This is a genomic window from Paraburkholderia sp. SIMBA_053, assembly GCF_046534895.1.
In the GTDB taxonomy this organism is placed as follows: Bacteria; Pseudomonadota; Gammaproteobacteria; order Burkholderiales; family Burkholderiaceae; genus Paraburkholderia; species Paraburkholderia caledonica.
Genome location: NZ_JAWRXU010000001.1, coordinates 813,888 through 832,346 on the forward strand (window position 1 = coordinate 813,888; position 18,459 = coordinate 832,346).

Sequence of the window (18,459 nt, forward strand, 5' to 3'; positions counted from 1 at the left end):
TATAAAGGAAGCTGCATGTCGTCCAAACAGGGCTTGCCTCTTCCGATGAACACGTCCCTTCCCGAGCAAGCCGGCGCGTTATGGCCGGCCATCGTCCGCCAAACCGCACATGCGCTCGATCGCGGCGCGCTGCTTCCGATACAAACGAGCCGCACTACCATCGATGACGGCGGCGTGCGGTTTGTGGTCCGGCAAATCTCAAGCCTCGCCCGCAAAGAAAAGGACGCGCAGCAGCGCAAAGCCGGATCGAGCGGCGCTCGCGCGTCCAACCCTTTCCTGCCCTACGACCCGGATCTGTTCGTCGCCGACATTTCCGGCACGCATCTCGTCCTGCTCAATAAATTCAACGTTATCGATCACCATGTGCTGATCGTTACGCGCCGCTTCGAGCTACAGCGAGCGCTGTTGAATCTCGCGGACTTCTGCGCGCTCTTCACTTGCATGACGCAGTTCGACAGTCTCGGCTTTTACAACGGCGGCCCCGAAGCCGGCGCAAGTCAGCTTCATAAGCATTTACAGATCGCGCCCTTGCCGCTCGACGACACTACGTCACCACTGCCGATAGAACCGCTGCTGGCGTCGGCGCGCATGGACGGCTCCGTCGGTACGGTGCCGGGCCTCGGCTTTGCGCATGCGTTTGTCGGCTTCGATCCGGCGCTTGTATCGCGTCCGTTGGAACTGGCGCACAGTGCTTTCGAGCGGTACATGTCGTTGCTCGCCGCAACCGGATTGCACGCTGTCGATGTGAACGGTGAACCGCTGCAATCGGCACCTTATAACCTGCTCGTCACCACGCGATGGATGATGCTCGTGCCTCGCCGCGCCGAACACAGCGACGGCATTTCGATCAACGCGTTGGGGTTTGCCGGATCGCTTTTCGTGCGCGACGAAACACAAATGGACATCATCCGGACGCGCGGTCCGATGAGCATACTGAAAGAAGTCGCGGGGACCATCTGAAGCGTCGGTATCTGTATCCTCACTTGATCAGCGGTGAAGAACGAGGCGCAGCTGTCATTGCTACGTCGTGATCGATTCCTCGCTTCGGGTGGCCGCTGTCCGCACGTTGCCAGCAAGCGGTGCGCTATCTGCGCGAGCGCCTCGCGCAGGACGGAAAAGGCGCGCGCCGGCGCGCATCCACGCGGAGACAACGACGATATCCGGCATGAAGCGCCAGACGAGCAGCAGCAGCGCGAGCGCTGCGGGACACCAGCGCAAATCGGTCGGCACGCTTTCCCGGTGAGCAAGCCGTGCATCGAGCAACGCGTCGCGCAATGACGCGGCGTCGATGAGGCGCCCATAGCCGAAACCGACTTGCCCCGCCACCGACGACAGATAGTGCCCTTGCAACGCCGACAACTCCTCGCGACTCTCGGCATGAGTCGCGGACGCGTGCATCTGCGGGACCTGTACAACCTGGTCCGCCTGCCAGTAGCCGATGCGGTTTCCGTGGGCATCGCTGCGCGGAATAGGCGCGGGTTGATCGCCGCCGACGCCGATCAACCAGCCCTTCACGTGAGCGGGATTGATATCCTGCTTGAGCGCATCGGAGGGCAGCAGCGGCGGCGCCTCCTGTCCATCGGTGAGGAACACGACGGCTGTGCTGTCGCCGATCTCCTGCGCCACGCGAACCGCCGAATACACACCGCCTTCGGCAATACGGCTGTAGTTCGTCCAGCGCATGTGCCCGTCGATCCGATCGAGCGACGACAGCAGCGCGTCATAGTTGCCGCAGACTTCGACCGGCGCCACGAGCAGAAAACTCCGTTGCCCGGTGAATGCACTCCAGCCGACTTTCGAGCCGCACGGCAATTGACCGAGTGCATCGCGCATCGCGGCGCGCGCGAACGCGAGCCGGCTCACCGGCGCGCCGTTCAGCACGACGTCCTCAACGTACATGCTCTGCGTGATATCGAACGTGACAACATAGCTCGACGTGTCGCGCGGCAACGCCACCGGCGGCAAGGTAAGCGCGAGAATCAGCAGCACGAGCGCGGCTGGCATCGTCCAGTGACGGCCTGCGAGAAAACCACGTGTTTGTGCCCCGAGGCTCACGGCAAATCCTTGCTTTCGGGATCGCGCACCTTGACGTCGTGCTGCTCCTTGACGTCCGGCGCGCCCGACGCGGAACGCGTTTCGGGGGCGAGCCATAACGCCCGTTCCAGGTTGTAGCGCGCATCCCAATCGTCCGGTGCAATGCGTAGCAGGCTGCGGTAGCGCGCCTTGGCTTCCTCGACCATTGCAAGCGATTCGATCGCGCCGGAAGGGCTATGTCCGATGCCCTGCCGCAGGTACAGGTTGCCGAGATCGAACAGCGCCGCGCGTCCGACCTCGCCTTCGGGCTGCTCCCGAATCAGCGACTCGAAGAGTGGGCCCGCCGCATCGTAGGCGCCGTCTTTCGACAAAGCCACTGCACGCGCGAGCCTGACTTGGGGCGCATCGTCGGTGCTGGCAACGCTGCGCTTTGCATCTTTGGACCCCGCTTTGGTCGCAACGACGGTTGCCGCAACGGTCCGGTTCACCTGCTCCGCACGCTGCACTTCGATCCAGTTGTAAGCCGCTACGGCCGCGCAGCACAGCGCCACGGCTCCGAAGATCGTATGTACCGACGAGCGCTTCATGACCACACCCGCACCTGAAAGAGCCGTAGTGCCATCAGCAGCACGCAACTTGCGAGCGCGACCGCGAAGCAGTACGGACTGAAGTCCTCGCGCGGCAAACGCTCGATAAACGTAGTCAGCGCATTTTGCTGGCGGTTGATCTCGGCCATCGCGTCCCTCATTGCTTTTGCGTTACCGGTCTGGAACAAACGATAAGGTGTTTTAAGCGACAGGAAATAACGGTGCAGCTCAGCTTCAGCGGAAGACTCGCTCGCAGGTACGGCCGCGTTCAGATCGGGGCTGTAAACGCTGCTGCGCAAATAGATGAAGTACAGCGCGATCTGATTGCGCAGCAGGCCGTCCTCGATCAACTGCCGCTCGCGTGCGTCGAGCTTCGCGCCGCCGTCCGAAACGAGAACGATCGCGCGGCGGCTCGACGAATGCTGCTGATTGAATTCACCGATTGCCGTGAGCAGCCCGAGATCGAGTTGCGTATCGGGCATGCCGCGGCCTACCGCAGTACCGGCGATAGCGGCGTCGATCGCGCGATGGTCGTAGGTGAACGGCATTGCAAGCAACGGGCTCGTGCCGAACATCATGAATGCGAGCCGGTCATTCGGCCTTTGGGCGACGAACTGCGTCAACGAAGCGCGCGCCACTCTGTTCTTCGATTCCCCTGCGCTCACCTCGACACCTTTGCTGTTCATCGGCTCGTCCATGCTGGCACTGCGATCCATCAGAATCAGAATCTGCGCGCCGCTGCCCGTGCGCACCACTTCCCGAGGCGAACGCCCAGGACCGGCCAGACCGATGACAATCGCCAGCATCGCCAGCACCGCACTGCCCTGCGCGACGGCGCCGATCCATCGCCCGGCGCGATCGTCGGGCAGCCATGCGATCCACGAGAACGGGAGCGTGTCGGCGCGGCGAGGCAACAGCGGCAGCAACACGAGCGGCAGCAGCGCAAGCAGCCAGGGGTGAGCCAGGTCGAGCGCCATATCGTTCATCGCTGGTGGCGCCGCTCCGCGCGATACAGCGCCTCGCACAGACTGCGCAGCGGATAGGCGTCGCCCGTGGGCGCAGGCGTGAAAAAGCGCTCGGCCGATTGCCGGTAGAACTGCTCCAGTTGCGCGCGCAACGGTTGCAGATAGGGCGCTCGAACAAAGAGGCCAGACAGCGCGCCCACATGCACTACGTGGCCCGCCGTTTCGTTCACCGCGCGATGCAGGCAAAGCCATGCCTCGGCAGACGCGTCCCCAGGCGGCCCGCTCGCTCGTGGCTTGCGCTGCATGTGCCGCAGCTCCCGCCAGGCGCGTGCAAACGGCAGACGCGCCGACTCGCGCGCGTTGCGCCAGAACCACCAGCCAGCCCACGACAACAAGGTCAGCATGAGCAAGCCAAGCGCGAAGCCCGCCTGCCGCCGAAGCGGGGCTGTGGGCACCGCGGGCGCCTGGCGGTCCGGACGCAGCGCTTGCAGGTCGCCGACGTTGAACGGATTCGCGGGCGTTGCCGGACCGATGCTGAGCGGCCATTCGCCGACCTGAAGCGTCGCGCCGGACGACGACGTCAGCGATAACGCAGGCAACGCAACCTGCGTGAGTGTCGTCGGCACGTTGACGACCTGGTAGTCGATCGCCATCCACCGGCGACCGTCGGCGTCGGTTTCGCTACGAACCCGCCGGCGTTCGAGCCACGAATCGGTGCGACCGGGCGAAGGCGGCGTTACGGTGCCGATATCGTAGCCGTCGCCTTTCAGCAGAATGCGTTGCGTGAGGACGTCGCCCAGCAGATAGCCGAATGCGCGCGGTTCCTGCACCGTCGGCTGCAAGGCCGCGCCGCTCGCCGCTGCGCTGCTGGTGGACGGCATCATGGCCGGCATCAGTGAGACAGCTAGCACGAAGGCGAACCGGAGGCGGCGCGACGATCCATCTGCTCTCATGCGACTGCCTCCAGAAAATAGCGTGACATCGCTTCGGGGTCGAACTCGCCTTCGATGTAGAACGGTTGCATCGCGCGTTTGCCGAACATCTGCGAGAGTTCCGCGCGGCGCCGTGCAACGCCTTCGTGCCAGCGTTCGCGCGCGCCGGCGCTTAACCACAGCGTGCGCCGCGCACCGGACTCGGCGTCCCTCACCGCAAGCAGCGGACCGCCCGCGGGCGGCGCAATCTCGGCAGCATCCCACACGACGATGGGCACCACATACGCATGCACCAGCAGATCGAGCACCGCCGGCAATGCTGTAAGCGGCCAGTGGAAATCGGAGACGAGAAAGACCAGCGCCTGACGGCCCGCAAGCGTCGACGCAATGCGCTGCAACGCGCCGACGCTGCCGCTGCCGTTGCGGTTGCCAATGCCACTGCCATCGCCGCTGCGGTTGCCGCTGCGGTTACCCGAGACCGCTGCCGCAGCGAAGTCCGCGCCCGTTCCCGCGTCCACACCTTCGCTCTCGCGCAACATCCCCGCAAGCAAATTGCCGATGCCGCGCCCGGAGCGTGGCGGCATGAAGAGGTCGTCGCGCGCGCCGCTATCGAACGCGAGCATCCCCAACGGATCGCCGACGCGAAACGCGCTGTACCCCAATGCTTCGACGAAATCCGCAGCCACCTGCAACTTGCTGCGGCGCGTGCCGAAACGCATCGACGCCGACACATCCACAAGCACCTGCACGGGCACTGCGGCGCGCTGCAGATGCACTCTCACGAGCCACTCGGAACGGGCCGCGCGCACGCTTGCCCGCAGATCGATGCGACGTGGATCCGGATAGTCGAACAGGCGGCCATGCATTGCGAATTCCTGGCCGGCACCAAAGCTCGATCCGCGATGCGAGCCGGGCCGAAATCCCGACGAACGCATCGGCAAACGGTAATGGAATTCCGCGATTTCTTTCATGGATCAGGGCACTGCAAGCCTGTCGACGATCTGCGCGGTCAGCGCCTCCGCGAGTTCCTGACGGCGCAACTCGTAGATCGGCGTGAAGAACACGCGGTGGCCGAGCGCCGGCAGCAACACCGCATGAATGTCCTCGGGAATCAGATGCGTGCGTCCCGCGAGCCACGCAACCACGCGTGCCGCGCGCAACAGCGCGCTCATGCCGCGCGGGCTCGCGCCCGCCAGAATGAGCCGATCCATGTCCACACCGTCGAGTGCGATACCGAAACGCTGCGGCGTTTCGGTTGCCTGCCAGATGTCCAGCACATAACGTTCGATCGTTTCGCTCGACTGCACGCTGTGCTGAATGGCCGCGCCAGCCTGATTCAGCTGTTCCCACGGCACGATAGCCGCAGAAAGCCGTGCCAGCAGCCGGTCGACGTCGTGATAATCCGCATCGAACACCAACGCGCGCCGCACGTCGGTGTCGTCCGGTGTCGGCATGCTCAGTTCGAACAGAAAACGATCGCGCGCCGCCGAGGCGAGCTCGAAGGTTTCCTCTTTCTCGACCTTGTTTCGATCGGCGAATACCGTCATGTGCGGGAAGCGGTATTCGCGGTCGAACGCCCAGACGGAGCGCTCGGCCATCGCGCGCAACAAGAGCGACTGAACCTGCGGACGCGCCCGATTGATTTCGTTGAAGAAGAATGTCGTAAGACCCTCGCCGTGTCGCAGAAGCGGGCCTGGATCGATACGCGGCCTGCCCTCGGCATCGACATACGTGTGATACACGAGATCTCCCGGCATCAGGTCGATCGTGCCTTCCACGCGCTCGAAATCGCCGCCTACGACACGCGCAAACGCGCGCAGCACCGTCGTCTTGCCGACGCCCACGCCGCCTTCGAGCAGCACATGCCCGCGCGCGAACAACGCAACGGTGATGAGCCGGATCACCTCCGCCTGGCCGATCACGGCGCTCGCGACTTCCTCCTCGATCTGCAGCGCATGCAGACGCCAGTCCTGAAGCTGTTCGCTGGATCCCATCGGTGCAATCTCCTATGGCCGGCACACCCTGCGCCGCCGGCAAAATTGCGAGTCACGCGGACGCATCGTCGACTGCGGGGATGAGGACCTTCGGCTTGCTGGGCGGCCGTACGAATACCGCATACTCGCGCTCCAGATAAGCCGCGGCCTGTTCCAGCAGAAACTGCCGGAACATCATGCAGGTCGGCGAAAGCTGCTTGGCGCGCAAATGCACGATCTGCCACGTGCGCTCGATCGGCGTGCCGTTCACATCGAGCAATGCGAGTTCTTTCGTCCGCAATTCCAGCAGCAGCGTATGCAGCGAAATGAGGCTCACGCCCATTCCGGCGATCACTGCCTGCTTGATCGTTTCGTTGCTGCCGAGCGTGACGACTTTCGCGGGCGTGAAAAGATGCTGCCGGAACATTTCCTCCGCGGCCATGCGGGTGCCCGAGCCGGGTTCTCGCAGCAGAAACGTGTCGCCGCGCAACTCCTGCAAGTCAAAGCGCTGCGCGCCCGCGAGAGGATGGTCAACCGGCGCGATGAGCACTTGCGGATGCCACGCGAGCGGCTCCGTTGTCGTATCCAGTTCAGGCGGCGGACGTCCCATGATCGCGAGATCGATCGCGTTGTCCTGAAGCAGGCGCAACAGCGCATCGCGGTTGCCGACCGAGAAGTGCACGTCGACTTTCGGATAGAGATGCGAATACATCGCGAGCAACTTGGGCGCGAAATACGTTGCGGAACTGACGATGCCCACTGCAATAGAGCCGCTATCGGCCTGCTTGAGCGAACTCATCGCGTCCTCCGCGTCCTTGATCTCACCGAGAATCCGGCTCGCGTGATGGCTGAACATCTCGCCGGCCTCGGTCAGCGCGAGCTTACGCGCGATCCGCTCGAAGAGACGCAGGCCGACTGCCTCCTCCAGCTGATGAATCTGCATCGACACCGCGGGCTGCGTCAGATGCAATTCTTCGGCGGCTCGCGCAAAACTCGTATAGCGGCTCGCCACGACGAAGATCTGCAATTGACGCAGCGTGAGCGAGCGGATGAAGTTCACGGCCGCGCGTCCGCTACCGGCTCGCGCGCGGCGCGTTCGACGACTTGACGGGCGCGTTCGGTGTGTTCGGTGTGTTCGGTACGTTCGGCGCATTCCCCGGCGGCGGCAGCTTGCGCAACGCAGCCTGGAAGCTCAGGGTGCGGCTATGCAGCGGATGCGCGAAGTCGTTGTTCGCGCCGGGCACCTCCGTGCGAATCAACGCGACCTCGCCGGGTACTGTACTGGCGATCAGGAACGTGTAGCGCTTCGCGGTGTACTGAGCGAAACGTTCGGCATTGGGATCGTCGAGATAGGGCTGTACGACGATCTGCTGAGCCTTCACCGGCTTGCCGTCGATCTGGCTCGTCACCGTTTCGATCTTCGGTCCGGCGGCAAGCGCGAGCCGCAAGCGCTGCTGGAAATAGCGCCGTTGTCCGCCCGTCAACTGCTCCATTTCAGCGATGTCGCGCTCGAGGAAATAGATGATCACCGGGTTGCACTGCAAGCCGCCGTTCGGCAACGATACGGCCCCGCTGTGATCCGACACCTGGGCGTCGCCCTTCGCGTTGTCCGGGCTCGTCACGAGCACCTTGACGATGTCGGTGCCGCGCGCGGGCGGGTCGGAACTGAGCAGCGCGTAGTCGAGTTCGGTTTGCTGCGCGACGCCATGCAGATGATCGGTCGTGAAGATCAGCCGCTCGGCCGGCGATATCTCATTGCTGCCCGCGGCCGGCGCGGCCGCGTGCACGTCACCGATCAGGCACGCAAAACCCGTAAAGCACGCGATGCTCGCGGCACCTGCCGCGAGCATGCGCCGCCATTCACGTCGCACACCGGCTTGCGCCGCCGTCATGGCGATGCGTCCGCGGGCTTGCCGGACGGCGCATCGACGGGCTTCAGAAGCGGTACTTCATAACTGGTCAGGATGCTGTCGATCTTGTCGTGGTTCGCGCCGATCCATTGATCGACCTTGTCTTTCCACGCCTTCTCGCCGTAGCGCACGCCCATCGAGATCGTATAGTCGAAACGGATGCCCGGCGTGGCCGGAAAAGGCACGAGCTTCACCGAATCGCCGGAACGTTTCGCAAAGTAGCCGGCAATCGGCCCCCACAGGAACACAACGTCCACGTTGCCAGCCTGCAGATCCTTTTCGATCATCTGGCCGGGATATTCCTGCGGATCGCCGCTTTGCACCTGATACGACACAGCCTGATCGATCAGGTTAAGACCGAGCAGCCAGTCGACCGCGGGCGTCTGCGAGAAGATGCCGAAGCGCAGCTTGTGCAATTGATCCGGCGGCAGCTTGAGCAGATCGTCCGGCGTATTGATGCCGGCCAGCTCGGGCCGCTTCTTGAACACCATTGCATAGGTGGAGCGCAGATACGGCTGCGTCGTCGAAGTCATGTCGTAGCCTTTCGGCACCCCGATGATCAGATCGCATTTATAGCGCTCGCTGTCGGCCACCTTCTCGCGCAGCGTGTGACGCACGAAGCCCATGCGCTGCGGAAAATACGTGTATTCGAGCTTGTAGCCGAAGTCGCTCGCCATCTGGCTCGCAATGCGGTTCTCGTAACCCTCGCCCTTGTTGTTCGACAGGGGCATGTTGTTCGGGTCCGCGCACACTCGCAGAACGCCGTCGGCGCCGTCGTTGTTCGGCAGCGCCGCCTCGCCCTGGGCGCGTACCGCGCCGCTTGCGAGCGCCGCATAGCACAGCGCGCCTGCCACGAGTGCGGCGTGCGCGTGCATGAGTTTGCGATGACGCATCGATCACCTCCTGAAGTTGTGGCGCCGGCGTTATTTCGCGTCGATGGCCTGCAGATCGCCGGGCTTGATCTGCCCGTCGGAGCGCCCTTTCAGATAGGCGTAAAGGTTCTCCCAGTTCTTTTGCATCATCTGGCTCGAACTGAAGTCAGGCATGCCCTTGTCGACCCGCCCACCGAACACCGTGCGGTGAAACTCGTTCTTGTCGAGCGTCTTGAAGGCGTCGACAAGCGAGGGTCCCACCATGCCCTGCTGCTGCGCGCCGTGGCAGCGTTCGCATGCAAGCGCGCGCCAGGTCTTCCATCCTTGCAACGTATTGGCGTCCACCTTGCTGCCGTCGACCACCTTGTACGCCACCTGGGCCATCGCGGGATTGGTCTGGGCGTACGTGACAGGCAGCATGACGAAAACGACGGGCAGTGCCGCCCGCAACAAGATTGCTCGGCGTTTCATAGACAGATGTCTCCTGATGTTAGAGCCGCGCGCCGATGCGTTTCATCGACGCATTGCTGCATCTCTGCAAGCGCGCGGACCTGGTAACTCGTATGTGACTCGTATGCGATTCTTATGCAACTCGTGGTTCGAACCCGCATTGAACCGTTCTGACCGAACCGGCGCCGCCGGCTGCCCCCAGTGCTTCACCAGGAGCGAACCGGCCGCGCGATTCGAACGACCTGCGCTCAGCTGTTGCCGCCAGGAATGGCGAACACGAAGAGCGTACCGCCGAGCGCCGTGTACTTCGCGAGCTCGCGATAACCGCCCACCGCGCCGAGGCCTTCCGTCGATTTCTCGAGTCCTGCTGCCATGCCGATGCCGGCCCAGCCGCCAATGCCCGAGTAGACGCCGACGTACTGCTTGCCCTGATACTGGTACGTGAACACGTTGCCGATAATCCCCGACGGGGTCTTGAAGCGCCACAACTCCTTGCCGTCCTTGATGCGAACCGCCTTGAGGTAGCCTTCCAGCGTGCCGTAGAACGCAATGCCGCCGGCGGTCGCGAGCGCGCCCGACCACACCGAGAACTTCTCCGGCTTGGACCAGACGATCTTGCCCTTCGCCGCATCCCACGCGATGAAATTGCCCATCGCATTGTTCTCGTTCGGACCCGGATACATCGACAGCGTCGCGCCCACATACGGCTGACCGGACACGTAGTCGACATCGAACGGTTCGTAGTCCATGCAAACGTGATTCGTCGGCACGAGGAAGAGGCTCGAGTTCGGGTCGTACGCTGCGGGCTGTTGATCCTTCGAGCCGAGCGCCGCCGGACAGATGCCCTTCACGTTGTGATCCGAACCTGCTGCCTGCGTCGAATACGCCGCGTTACGAATCGGCTTGCCGCTCTTCAGGTCGACGCTGTCGGCCCAGTTCACGGCCGGGTCGAACTTCTGCGCAACGAGCAGTTGGCCGCTCTCGCGGTTCAACGTGTAGCCGAAACCATTGCGGTCGAAGTGAACGATGGCGGGTACCTTCTTGCCGTCGATCGTCAGATCCGACAGGATCATTTCATTGACGCCGTCGTAGTCCCACTCGTCGTGAGGCGTCATCTGATAGACCCACTTCGCCATGCCGGTATTCAGATCGCGGGCCATGATCGACATCGACCACTTGTTGTCGCCCGGACGTTGCGTCGGGTTCCATGTGCCGGGATTGCCGGTGCCGTAGTAGACAAGGTTGAGCTTCGGATCCCACGCATACCAGCCCCACGTGGTGCCGCCGCCCAGCTTCCACTGATCGCCCTTCCAGGACTTCAGCGACGAGTCCGCGCCCACCGGCACCATCTTGCCGTCGGCGTAGGTCATCGTTTTGTCGGGGTCCATCAGCATGTCTTTATCCGGACCCGTGCTGTACGCGGTCCAGGCCGGTTTGCCGGTCTTGATGTCATACGCGATCAGACGTCCACGCACGCCGAACTCGCCGCCCGAGATGCCCGTCAACACCTTGTCGCCGAAAACGTGCGGCGCGTTGGTGTTCGTTTCGCCGGCTTTGGAGTTGCCGTTCTGCGCGGTCCAGACCACGTCGCCCGTTTTGGCGTTCAACGCGACGAGCTTGGTATCGGCTTGCTGCAGGAAGATCTTGCCGTCGCCATAGGCGAGCCCGCGATTGACTGTGTCGCAGCACATCACGGAGACAACCGAATCGTCCTGCTTCGGCTGGTACTGCCAGAGGAATGTTTGATCCTTCAGGTTGATCGCAATCACCTTGTTAGGGAACGGCGAGTGGATATACATGGTGTCGCCGATCACGAGCGGCGCGCCTTCATGGCCGCGCAGCACGCCGGTCGACATGGTCCACGCGACCTGTAGTTTGCCGACGTTGTTCTCGTTGATCTGCTTGAGAGGGCTGTAGCGGTGATTCGCATAATCGCCTGCCTGCGCCGCCCAGTTCGACGGACTTTTCATGAGCCCATCGAGCTGCGAATCGGCCTGTGCAACGATAGAGCTCATGGCTGCCGACGCGAGGATCGCGAGCCCAAGAACCGTGGTGCGTAAGTTCATGTCTCCTCCAGAATGGTCTTGCTGTTCAACTCACGAATGACCCACGCTACCTCGTCGCACCGGGCGCGCCCTCCACGGATGCAGGGTAACGATCAGCGCCATTCCCAATCGTTGTCGGGTTTGCGGCGCATGACGGCCAACGCATATTCCATGCCGGTCGCGCAGCGGCACGCGCCGCCTTCGCCGCCACAAGCCGGTCTGAAAACGCCGCACAGGCACACCGCATCAGGCTACGCGCCGCGCGTCGGGTACCGTTCGAGTCGCCGCGTGCAGGCTGTATCAAACGGCAATGACGCGAGACGCCGTTCAGCGGTGTCACGCCGTCACACCACTTAATCCGGGCATGTGGAACATACTGTGTCATTGCCCGATACGAAGCGTGTCCGTCGCGTCGCAGGCCGCGGGAGAACCGCTTCGCAAAAGCGCTGTATCGGGTTCGCGCGAGTACGGCGCATCCAGTGGCGGGTCATTTGCAGCGCAACATGAGTGTTATCGATCGAACCAACATCCGCGGAGAAGCGATCATGGCAAAAACCGAAAAGACCTATACCGACGAGGAGATCCAGCAACGGCTCGTCGGACCGCTCCAGCACTGGTACGTGGAAGACGGCTGGCTGCGGCGCAAATACCGCACCGAGGGCTGGAAGGGAACGTTGATGGTGGTGAACGCAGTGGGCCATCTCGCGGAAGCCGCATGGCATCACCCCGATCTCACGGTCTCCTATGCATTCGTGATCGTGAAGCTGAAGACGCACTCCGCGAAAGGCATCACCGACAAGGACTTCGCCCTCGCGAACAAGATCGAGTCGTTCATCCAGTGGCAGCCGGCCACCGAAGGCGGCCCGCTGGAAGGCACGCCGAGCGACGACCAGCGCTTTCGCTACATCAAGTACGACGCGTCGAAAGCGGAGGGAGCCGCCGAGGGCGGCTGAGCCGGGAGCGGCGACAGCGGAAGCGGTCCGTATGTCATCTGGCACCTCTGAAAGCGGACGTCCCCGCACGTGCCTGGTACGGCTTTCGCTTAACGTCCTGCGCCGGCCGTCCACGCGACGGCACACGCCGTCGCCATGGCGGCGTGTGCCGCTCGCCGTACCCGGTCAACACCGGATCACGCCCGAACAAGGACACTTGCGATGCAGCTTCACGTTCGCCGCCTTCCGCCTGACGCCACCGTGACGGTCGACGCCCCCGCGCGGTTGCATCTGGGCTTCCTCGACCCGAATGCGTCGCTCGGACGCGCGTTCGGCAGCGTCGGACTCGTGATCGACGGCGGCGGCACTCGCGTCGAAGCGCGGCTCGCTGAACGCGACCGCATCGACGGTGCGGTGTCCGATGCGGAACGCGAGCGCATCGCGGTATGTCTCGAACGGCTGCACGCCGCCTATGACCCCACGCCCGTCGCGATCGACGTCACCCAGACACCGCGCGCCCACACCGGCCTCGGATCGGGGACGCAACTCGCGCTCGCAGTCGGCGTGGCGTTCGTCCGGCTGCTCGGCCATGTCGCGGCAAGCGCCGAACTGGCGGCCCTGCTCGGACGCGGCGCGCGCTCGGGCATCGGCGTGCTCGGTTTCGATTCGGGCGGCCTGCTGGTGGACGGCGGCCCGTCGGGCGATCTGCATCCGGGCGTGCCGCCGCTGCTCGCACGTCAGCCGTTTCCCGACGACTGGCGCGTGCTGCTTGTCAGCGACAATTCACGCGAAGGCCTCCACGGCGCCGACGAACGGCGCGGCCTCGCCGCGCTCGCGCCGTTTCCGCAGAAACTTGCCGCGCATCTGTGCCACCTCGTGCTGATGAAGATCCTGCCTGGCGCCGCCGAGCGAAACATCGTGCCGTTCGCACATGGGTTGACCGAGATGCAGCAGACCATCGGCGAATATTTCGCGCCCGTGCAAGGCGGCGTGTTCGCGAGCCCCGGCGTCGAGCGTGCGCTGCGCGCCGTGGCCGCGCAGCGCACCGCCGGAATTGGCCAGACTTCGTGGGGGCCGACGGGCTTTGCGATCGTCGGCAGCGCCCGCGACGCCGAAGGCGCGCTCGCTACAGCGCGCGAAGCCACGCGCGGCATGCCGCACATCGAATGCACGATCGTGACGGGGCGCAATCGCGGCGCGACCGTGCGCTCCGCCGAAGCGCGGCGGCATCGGCGCATCGACGCCGCATGATGTGCCTTTATTCCGCGCCGCGAGTTACGGACCGGCCAGGCGGCGAACGGGCGCGTCGAAATGGAGCGCGCTCGAACGCGCGATCTATAAACGTCCGGCTCGCGAAAGCCTCGCGCATGCACATATGGCGCCGGCGGCCCATGCAACAGGCGCGGCACACGCGCCATCGATCCGACTCATACTCGCCACGCCCACGCGCGGCAACGCCCTAGTCCTCGCGTTGCGCAGTTCATGACATCGTCACTGAAACGAGCCCCTGCCATGTCCGACACTACTGAAAGACCCGCTGAAAAACCTGCCGAAAGGCCCTACATCCTGCACATGTTCACGGCCACGCCGCAAATGAGTCCGTTCGACGTCAATATGGCCGCCGACGCCGGTTACCAGATCATCGTGCCGTATTGCAATGTCGACGCCGGAATGGTCGCCAACCTCACTCAGGACGCGATCTTTTCGCGCGGCCGGAAAGGCGTGGCGCGCACTGGCATCTTCATCGGCGGACGCGATGTGATGCTCGCCGCCGACATGCTCGACACCGCGCGCAAAGCCATGGTCCCGCCGTTCGAGGTGTCCGTGTTCGCCGATCCGAGCGGTGCGTATACGACCGCCGCCGCGCTCGTCGCGCTGGCTGAGCGGCATCTGGGCAAGGCCTACGGGATGGAACTGGGCGGCAAACGCGTGCTGATTCTCGGCGGCACCGGCGCCGTCGGACGCGTGGCGGCGGCGATGGCGGCTTCGCTCGGCGCGGACGTGTCGATCGGGAGCCACACCGACCAGGCGCGCGCGGTACGGGTCAGCGACGATCTGAATCAGCGCTTTGGCATCGTGACCAAAGGCGTGGGCACGGCGACGCCCGCCGAACTGCGCGCGGTGCTCGGCGAGGCCGAGATCGTGCTGGCCACGGCGATTGCGGGCGTGCAGGTGGTCACCCGCGAGGACCTCGAACACGCGCGCCGTCTGCTGATCGCCGCCGACGTCAACGCGGTGCCGCCCGAAGGCATTGCCGGCGTCAACGTGATGAACGACGGCAAGCCGATCGAAGGTGTGCCCACCACGGGCGGCGCAATCGGCATCGGCGCACTGGCGATCGGCAATGTCAAATATCAGGTCGAACACCGGCTGTTCACGCGGATGCGCACGGGCGGCAAACCCGTCTACCTCAGCTTCCCGCAAGCGTTCGACGAGGCGCGCGCCGTCGCGGCCGGTCTTGGCTGAGCGGCAAACTGTGCGGGAGCACCAGCCATGACCATGCGTCCATCTCCAGCGCGTGCGCCGTTCGTCGCGGTGGCGGGCCTGTCCGCGCGGATGCTCGCGCAGTCCGCCGCGCGTGCGGGCTTGCGGGTCGTCGCGCTCGACGTGTTCGGCGACCGCGATACGCGCGAGGCCTCCGAACTGTGGTTCGACATCGGCGGCGGCCCGTTGTCGATCGACGCCGCGCGGCTCACCGACGCGCTCGAACGCAGCGCGCGCCTGCCGGGCATGATCGGCTGGATCGACGGCAGCGGGCTCGAACCGTTCGTTGCGCAGTTGCGCAGCGCGCCGGGCCTGCCGCGCTTCATCGGCAATTCCGTCGACGCCACCGCTGCCGTGCGTGATCCGCGGCGCTTCTTCGCGCTGCTCGACGAACTCGGCATTCCGCATCCGCCGGTCGCCTTCACGCGCCCCGCCGCGCCGCAGGGCTGGCTCGCGAAACGCGCGGACGGCTGCGGCGGAACGCACGTCGAGCCGCTCCCCGCGGTCACCGACGCACGCGTTCCCGCGCAAGTCTATTTCCAGCGCCACAGCCGAGGCGTCGCGATGTCGGCGCTCTTTATCGCGGCGCGCGGCAGCGCGCGCGTGATCGGCTTCGCGCACCAGCTCACGTGCGCGATGGGCAACTTGCCATTCGTGCATGCGGGCTCCATCGGCCCAATCGAGCTGCCGCCCGCTGTCGAGGTGCGCGTTCGAGCGGCAATCGCCGCGTTGTGCGCGCGCGTCGGGCTTAGCGGCATCAATAGCTGCGACTTTCTGCTCGACGGCGATTCGTTCGAACTGCTCGAAATCAACACACGCCCTTCGTCGACGATGACGCTTTACGAAACCGCCTCTCCCGATGCATGGGCACGCGGGCTCGTCGCCAGTCATGTCGACGCCTGCCGTCACGGCCGTCTGCCCGCCGAACCCGCGCGTGCGACGTGGCGCGCCGGTCAACAGGTGCTGTTCGCGCCGCGTCCGTTCGCTGTCTCGCAAGCGTTCAGCGATGCCTGCATGCGCGATCCGCGTTGCCGCGACGTGCCGATGCCCGGCACATGGGTCGAAGCCGGCCAGCCCGTCTGTACGCTCATCGTGCGCGCCGCTTCGGTGGACGCGGTACGGCATGCGCTCGACGCCCAGCACACGCTGGTGCTGCAACGAATCGAAACCTGCCATGAGCCCTGCTATGAACCCGACTGTGCCTTCATCCACTGCCACTCCTGACGAACCCAGGCCGCCGCTCGCGGACGCCGCCGCACTGAGCGTCAACGCGCTCAGCGAACGTCTGGTCGCCCGTCTCGTCGACGACGCCCCGCGTTTCGGCGCCGCGATTAGCCGCACTGCGAACGGCACGGTGCTCGTCGACGCGGGCGTGGCTGCGCCCGGCAGCGTCGCGGCGGGCGTGCTGATCGCTCGCATCTGCATGGGCGGCCTCGGCCACGTGACCGTGCGCGAGAGCCTGGATGCGAGGCCGCTGTGGCCGAGCACGATTGAAGTGCGCACGTCGTGGCCGGTGCTGGCCTGCCTCGCCAGTCAATACGCGGGATGGAGCCTCGCGGCAACGAAGGAGCAGACCGGTGGCAAGAAGTTTTTTTCTCTCGGATCAGGCCCGGCTCGCGCGCTTGCGGTAAAGGAGCCGCTCTTCGCCGAACTCGGTTATCGCGATCGTCACGAGCGCGGCGTGCTCGTGCTCGAAGTGGACCGTCTGCCGCCGCAGTTCATCATCGACAAGGTGGTGCACGACTGCGGTCTCGCGCCCGAGCGGTTGACAGTCGTCACCACGCCGACACAGTCTGTCGCGGGAACGGTGCAGGTAGTGGCGCGGATCGTCGAGGTTGCATTGCACAAAACGCATGTGCTGGGCGTCGCACTGGACGAGGTGGTTGAAGCCGGCGGCTCCGCGCCGTTGCCGCCGCCGGCGCCGGACGGCGTTCAGGCAATGGGCCGCACCAACGACGCAATCCTGTACGGCGGCCGCGTGCATCTCACGGTGAAGCACGACGCGGTGGCACGGCGGCTCGCCGCGGAACTGCCCGCATCGACTTCGCGCGATCACGGCCGGCCGTTCGCGGATATCTTCACATCGTTCAATTTCGACTTCTACCAGATCGACCCCGCGCTGTTCGCCCCGGCTGAAGTGTGGGTGAGCAGCCTCGAAAGCGGCGCGACCTATCATGGCGGCGCCGTCGACGCGGATCTGCTGCACGGTCAATGGAGCGGCAAGCCATGAGTCTGCCTTTGCCCAGCGACTCAACGGCCATGGACGCGGGCACCGACACGCCCGGCGCGCAGGCCCCGCTGCGCATCGCGATCATGACCGACGAAACCGGCTGGCACACCGGGCGCCTGAAAAAAGCGTTTCGCGCGCGTGGTGCGGAGGCGCGCTGCATCGACCTCGCCGATTGCCGCATCGACACGACGTGGGAACCGCATGGGCTCGTGCTGCCGGGCTTCGGCCACGGGCTGCCCGACGCGGTTTTCGTGCGCGGCATCGCAGGCGGCACGTTCGAGCAGGTGACGTTGCGGCTCGGCATCCTGCATGCGCTGCGCGAATCGGGCGTGCCGGTCTACAACGACGCACGCGCGATCGAACGCAGCGTCGACAAATCGATGACGAGTTTTTTGCTGCATCGCCACGGCGTGCCTACGCCCGCCACGTGGGCCGGCGAATCGGCAGCATTCGCGCAGCGCGTGCTGATGCGCGAGGCGGCGGCCGGACGCCAGGTCGTGCTCAAACCGCTGTTCGGCTCGCAAGGCCATGGGCTGAAACGGCTCGGCTTGCGCAGCACGCCGCCGCGCGCGCTGGCGCCGCTGCCTTCGCTGAAGCCGTACAGCCAGGTGGCGTATCTGCAGCGTTTTATCGACGGCGGCAGGCCTGGCTTCGACTGGCGCGTCCTCGTGATCGGCGGACGCGCGGTGGCGGCGATGCGGCGCATCGGCGGCAAAGGCTGGATTCATAACTTCGCGCAGGGCGCCACGTGCGAGGCGGCCGAGCTGGACCCCGCGCTCGCGCAAACGGCCGTGCGCGCCACCGAGGCGCTCGGGCTCGACTACGCGGGCGTCGACCTGATTCCCGACCCTCACGACGCCGCCCGGCCGCTCGTGCTGGAGGTCAACGGCGTGGCGGCGTGGCGCGGCCTGCAATCGGTCACGTCGATCGACATTGCAGCAGCGCTCGCCGACGATATGCTGTTCCGCAAGCTGCCCGCGCAGCGCGGCGAGGCGGCGGCGGTGGTGGCGCTGCACGGACGCCATGGCTGAGCGGCTGCGGGGTT

General features: G+C 65.0%; 18 protein-coding genes. 7 read left to right on the forward strand and 11 right to left on the reverse strand.

Annotated features, from left to right (window positions below; all coding sequences use genetic code 11):
- Positions 1–15: 15 nt before the first annotated feature.
- Positions 16–960 (forward strand): ATP adenylyltransferase family protein, encoded by a 945-nt coding sequence (locus SB753_RS03745; protein WP_410799022.1) that lies wholly within the window; start codon positions 16–18, stop codon positions 958–960.
- A 60-nt stretch (positions 961–1,020) separates the two neighbouring features.
- Here SB753_RS03745 and SB753_RS03750 read toward each other — a convergent pair whose 3' ends face one another.
- The 11 genes from SB753_RS03750 to SB753_RS03800 form a co-directional block, all read right to left on the reverse strand.
- Positions 1,021–2,055, reverse strand: coding sequence for an MxaL protein (locus SB753_RS03750; protein WP_410799023.1), 1,035 nt, complete (start codon positions 2,053–2,055; stop codon positions 1,021–1,023).
- Positions 2,052–2,621, reverse strand: a complete 570-nt coding sequence (locus SB753_RS03755) for a tetratricopeptide repeat protein (RefSeq protein ID WP_410799025.1) — start codon at positions 2,619–2,621, stop codon at positions 2,052–2,054. Before SB753_RS03755 ends, SB753_RS03750 begins: the two co-directional genes overlap by 4 nt.
- The gene (locus tag SB753_RS03760) at positions 2,618–3,607 is read right to left on the reverse strand and encodes a vWA domain-containing protein (RefSeq protein WP_410799027.1); all 990 of its coding nucleotides are present in this window, start codon (positions 3,605–3,607) and stop codon (positions 2,618–2,620) included. Before SB753_RS03760 ends, SB753_RS03755 begins: the two co-directional genes overlap by 4 nt.
- Complete coding sequence (locus SB753_RS03765) at positions 3,604–4,539, reverse strand: calcium incorporation protein MxaA (RefSeq protein ID WP_410799028.1); 936 nt, start codon at positions 4,537–4,539, stop codon at positions 3,604–3,606. Before SB753_RS03765 ends, SB753_RS03760 begins: the two co-directional genes overlap by 4 nt.
- Positions 4,536–5,489, reverse strand: coding sequence for a DUF58 domain-containing protein (locus SB753_RS03770; RefSeq protein WP_410799030.1), 954 nt, complete (start codon positions 5,487–5,489; stop codon positions 4,536–4,538). Before SB753_RS03770 ends, SB753_RS03765 begins: the two co-directional genes overlap by 4 nt.
- Positions 5,490–5,492: 3 nt before the next feature.
- Positions 5,493–6,512, reverse strand: a complete 1,020-nt coding sequence (locus SB753_RS03775; RefSeq protein ID WP_027775908.1) for an AAA family ATPase — start codon at positions 6,510–6,512, stop codon at positions 5,493–5,495.
- 52 nt (positions 6,513–6,564) lie between these two features.
- Complete coding sequence (locus tag SB753_RS03780; protein ID WP_310351100.1) at positions 6,565–7,551, reverse strand: LysR family transcriptional regulator; 987 nt, start codon at positions 7,549–7,551, stop codon at positions 6,565–6,567.
- Positions 7,552–7,564: 13 nt separating this feature from the next.
- Positions 7,565–8,383, reverse strand: a complete 819-nt coding sequence (locus SB753_RS03785) for a hypothetical protein (protein ID WP_410799031.1) — start codon at positions 8,381–8,383, stop codon at positions 7,565–7,567.
- Positions 8,380–9,294 carry a substrate-binding domain-containing protein gene (locus SB753_RS03790; protein WP_410799033.1) on the reverse strand — a complete coding sequence of 305 codons (915 nt, stop codon included), beginning with the start codon at positions 9,292–9,294 and terminating at the stop codon, positions 8,380–8,382. The genes SB753_RS03785 and SB753_RS03790 overlap by 4 nt, the downstream gene beginning before the upstream one ends.
- A gap of 30 nt (positions 9,295–9,324) precedes the next feature.
- On the reverse strand, positions 9,325–9,744 hold the full coding sequence (locus SB753_RS03795; protein WP_020066320.1) for a c-type cytochrome: 420 nt from the start codon (positions 9,742–9,744) through the stop codon (positions 9,325–9,327).
- A gap of 227 nt (positions 9,745–9,971) precedes the next feature.
- Positions 9,972–11,738: a methanol/ethanol family PQQ-dependent dehydrogenase gene (locus SB753_RS03800; protein WP_370687530.1), complete on the reverse strand. Its 1,767-nt coding sequence runs from the start codon at positions 11,736–11,738 to the stop codon at positions 9,972–9,974.
- Between the two features lie 575 nt (positions 11,739–12,313).
- Between SB753_RS03800 and SB753_RS03805 the strand changes: the two genes are divergently transcribed.
- The 6 genes from SB753_RS03805 to SB753_RS03830 all read left to right on the forward strand — a co-directional run bounded on the left by SB753_RS03805 (position 12,314) and on the right by SB753_RS03830 (position 18,445).
- Positions 12,314–12,721, forward strand: a complete 408-nt coding sequence (locus SB753_RS03805; protein WP_088174011.1) for a 4a-hydroxytetrahydrobiopterin dehydratase — start codon at positions 12,314–12,316, stop codon at positions 12,719–12,721.
- A 201-nt stretch (positions 12,722–12,922) separates the two neighbouring features.
- On the forward strand, positions 12,923–13,951 hold the full coding sequence (locus tag SB753_RS03810) for a beta-ribofuranosylaminobenzene 5'-phosphate synthase family protein (RefSeq protein ID WP_410799035.1): 1,029 nt from the start codon (positions 12,923–12,925) through the stop codon (positions 13,949–13,951).
- Positions 13,952–14,212: 261 nt separating this feature from the next.
- Positions 14,213–15,166 carry an NAD(P)-dependent methylenetetrahydromethanopterin dehydrogenase gene (locus SB753_RS03815; protein ID WP_410799037.1) on the forward strand — a complete coding sequence of 318 codons (954 nt, stop codon included), beginning with the start codon at positions 14,213–14,215 and terminating at the stop codon, positions 15,164–15,166.
- Between the two features lie 27 nt (positions 15,167–15,193).
- Positions 15,194–16,408: an ATP-grasp domain-containing protein gene (locus tag SB753_RS03820; RefSeq protein WP_410799039.1), complete on the forward strand. Its 1,215-nt coding sequence runs from the start codon at positions 15,194–15,196 to the stop codon at positions 16,406–16,408.
- A complete protein-coding gene (gene mch, locus SB753_RS03825) occupies positions 16,371–17,414 on the forward strand; it encodes a methenyltetrahydromethanopterin cyclohydrolase (protein ID WP_410799040.1) in 1,044 nt (347 codons plus the stop codon). Before SB753_RS03820 ends, mch begins: the two co-directional genes overlap by 38 nt.
- A complete protein-coding gene (locus tag SB753_RS03830; RefSeq protein WP_410799042.1) occupies positions 17,411–18,445 on the forward strand; it encodes a RimK family alpha-L-glutamate ligase in 1,035 nt (344 codons plus the stop codon). Before mch ends, SB753_RS03830 begins: the two co-directional genes overlap by 4 nt.
- The last annotated feature ends 14 nt before the right edge of the window (positions 18,446–18,459 follow it).

Excerpts from the sequence above, each read along its gene's own strand:
- SB753_RS03830 (WP_410799042.1), top strand. The coding sequence starts at position 17,411 with ATGAGTCTGCCTTTGCCCAGCGACTCAACGGCCATGGACGCGGGCACC.
- SB753_RS03775 (WP_027775908.1), bottom strand. The coding sequence starts at position 6,512 with ATGGGATCCAGCGAACAGCTTCAGGACTGGCGTCTGCATGCGCTGCAG.
- SB753_RS03800 (WP_370687530.1), bottom strand. The coding sequence starts at position 11,738 with ATGAGCTCTATCGTTGCACAGGCCGATTCGCAGCTCGATGGGCTCATG.
- SB753_RS03790 (WP_410799033.1), bottom strand. The coding sequence starts at position 9,294 with ATGCGTCATCGCAAACTCATGCACGCGCACGCCGCACTCGTGGCAGGC.
- SB753_RS03795 (WP_020066320.1), bottom strand. The coding sequence starts at position 9,744 with ATGAAACGCCGAGCAATCTTGTTGCGGGCGGCACTGCCCGTCGTTTTC.
- SB753_RS03785 (WP_410799031.1), bottom strand. The coding sequence starts at position 8,383 with ATGACGGCGGCGCAAGCCGGTGTGCGACGTGAATGGCGGCGCATGCTC.
- SB753_RS03810 (WP_410799035.1), top strand. The coding sequence starts at position 12,923 with ATGCAGCTTCACGTTCGCCGCCTTCCGCCTGACGCCACCGTGACGGTC.
- SB753_RS03745 (WP_410799022.1), top strand. The coding sequence starts at position 16 with ATGTCGTCCAAACAGGGCTTGCCTCTTCCGATGAACACGTCCCTTCCC.
- SB753_RS03760 (WP_410799027.1), bottom strand. The coding sequence starts at position 3,607 with ATGAACGATATGGCGCTCGACCTGGCTCACCCCTGGCTGCTTGCGCTG.
- SB753_RS03765 (WP_410799028.1), bottom strand. The coding sequence starts at position 4,539 with ATGAGAGCAGATGGATCGTCGCGCCGCCTCCGGTTCGCCTTCGTGCTA.
- SB753_RS03815 (WP_410799037.1), top strand. The coding sequence starts at position 14,213 with ATGTCCGACACTACTGAAAGACCCGCTGAAAAACCTGCCGAAAGGCCC.
- SB753_RS03755 (WP_410799025.1), bottom strand. The coding sequence starts at position 2,621 with ATGAAGCGCTCGTCGGTACATACGATCTTCGGAGCCGTGGCGCTGTGC.
- SB753_RS03805 (WP_088174011.1), top strand. The coding sequence starts at position 12,314 with ATGGCAAAAACCGAAAAGACCTATACCGACGAGGAGATCCAGCAACGG.
- SB753_RS03820 (WP_410799039.1), top strand. The coding sequence starts at position 15,194 with ATGACCATGCGTCCATCTCCAGCGCGTGCGCCGTTCGTCGCGGTGGCG.
- SB753_RS03770 (WP_410799030.1), bottom strand. The coding sequence starts at position 5,489 with ATGAAAGAAATCGCGGAATTCCATTACCGTTTGCCGATGCGTTCGTCG.
- mch (WP_410799040.1), top strand. The coding sequence starts at position 16,371 with ATGAACCCGACTGTGCCTTCATCCACTGCCACTCCTGACGAACCCAGG.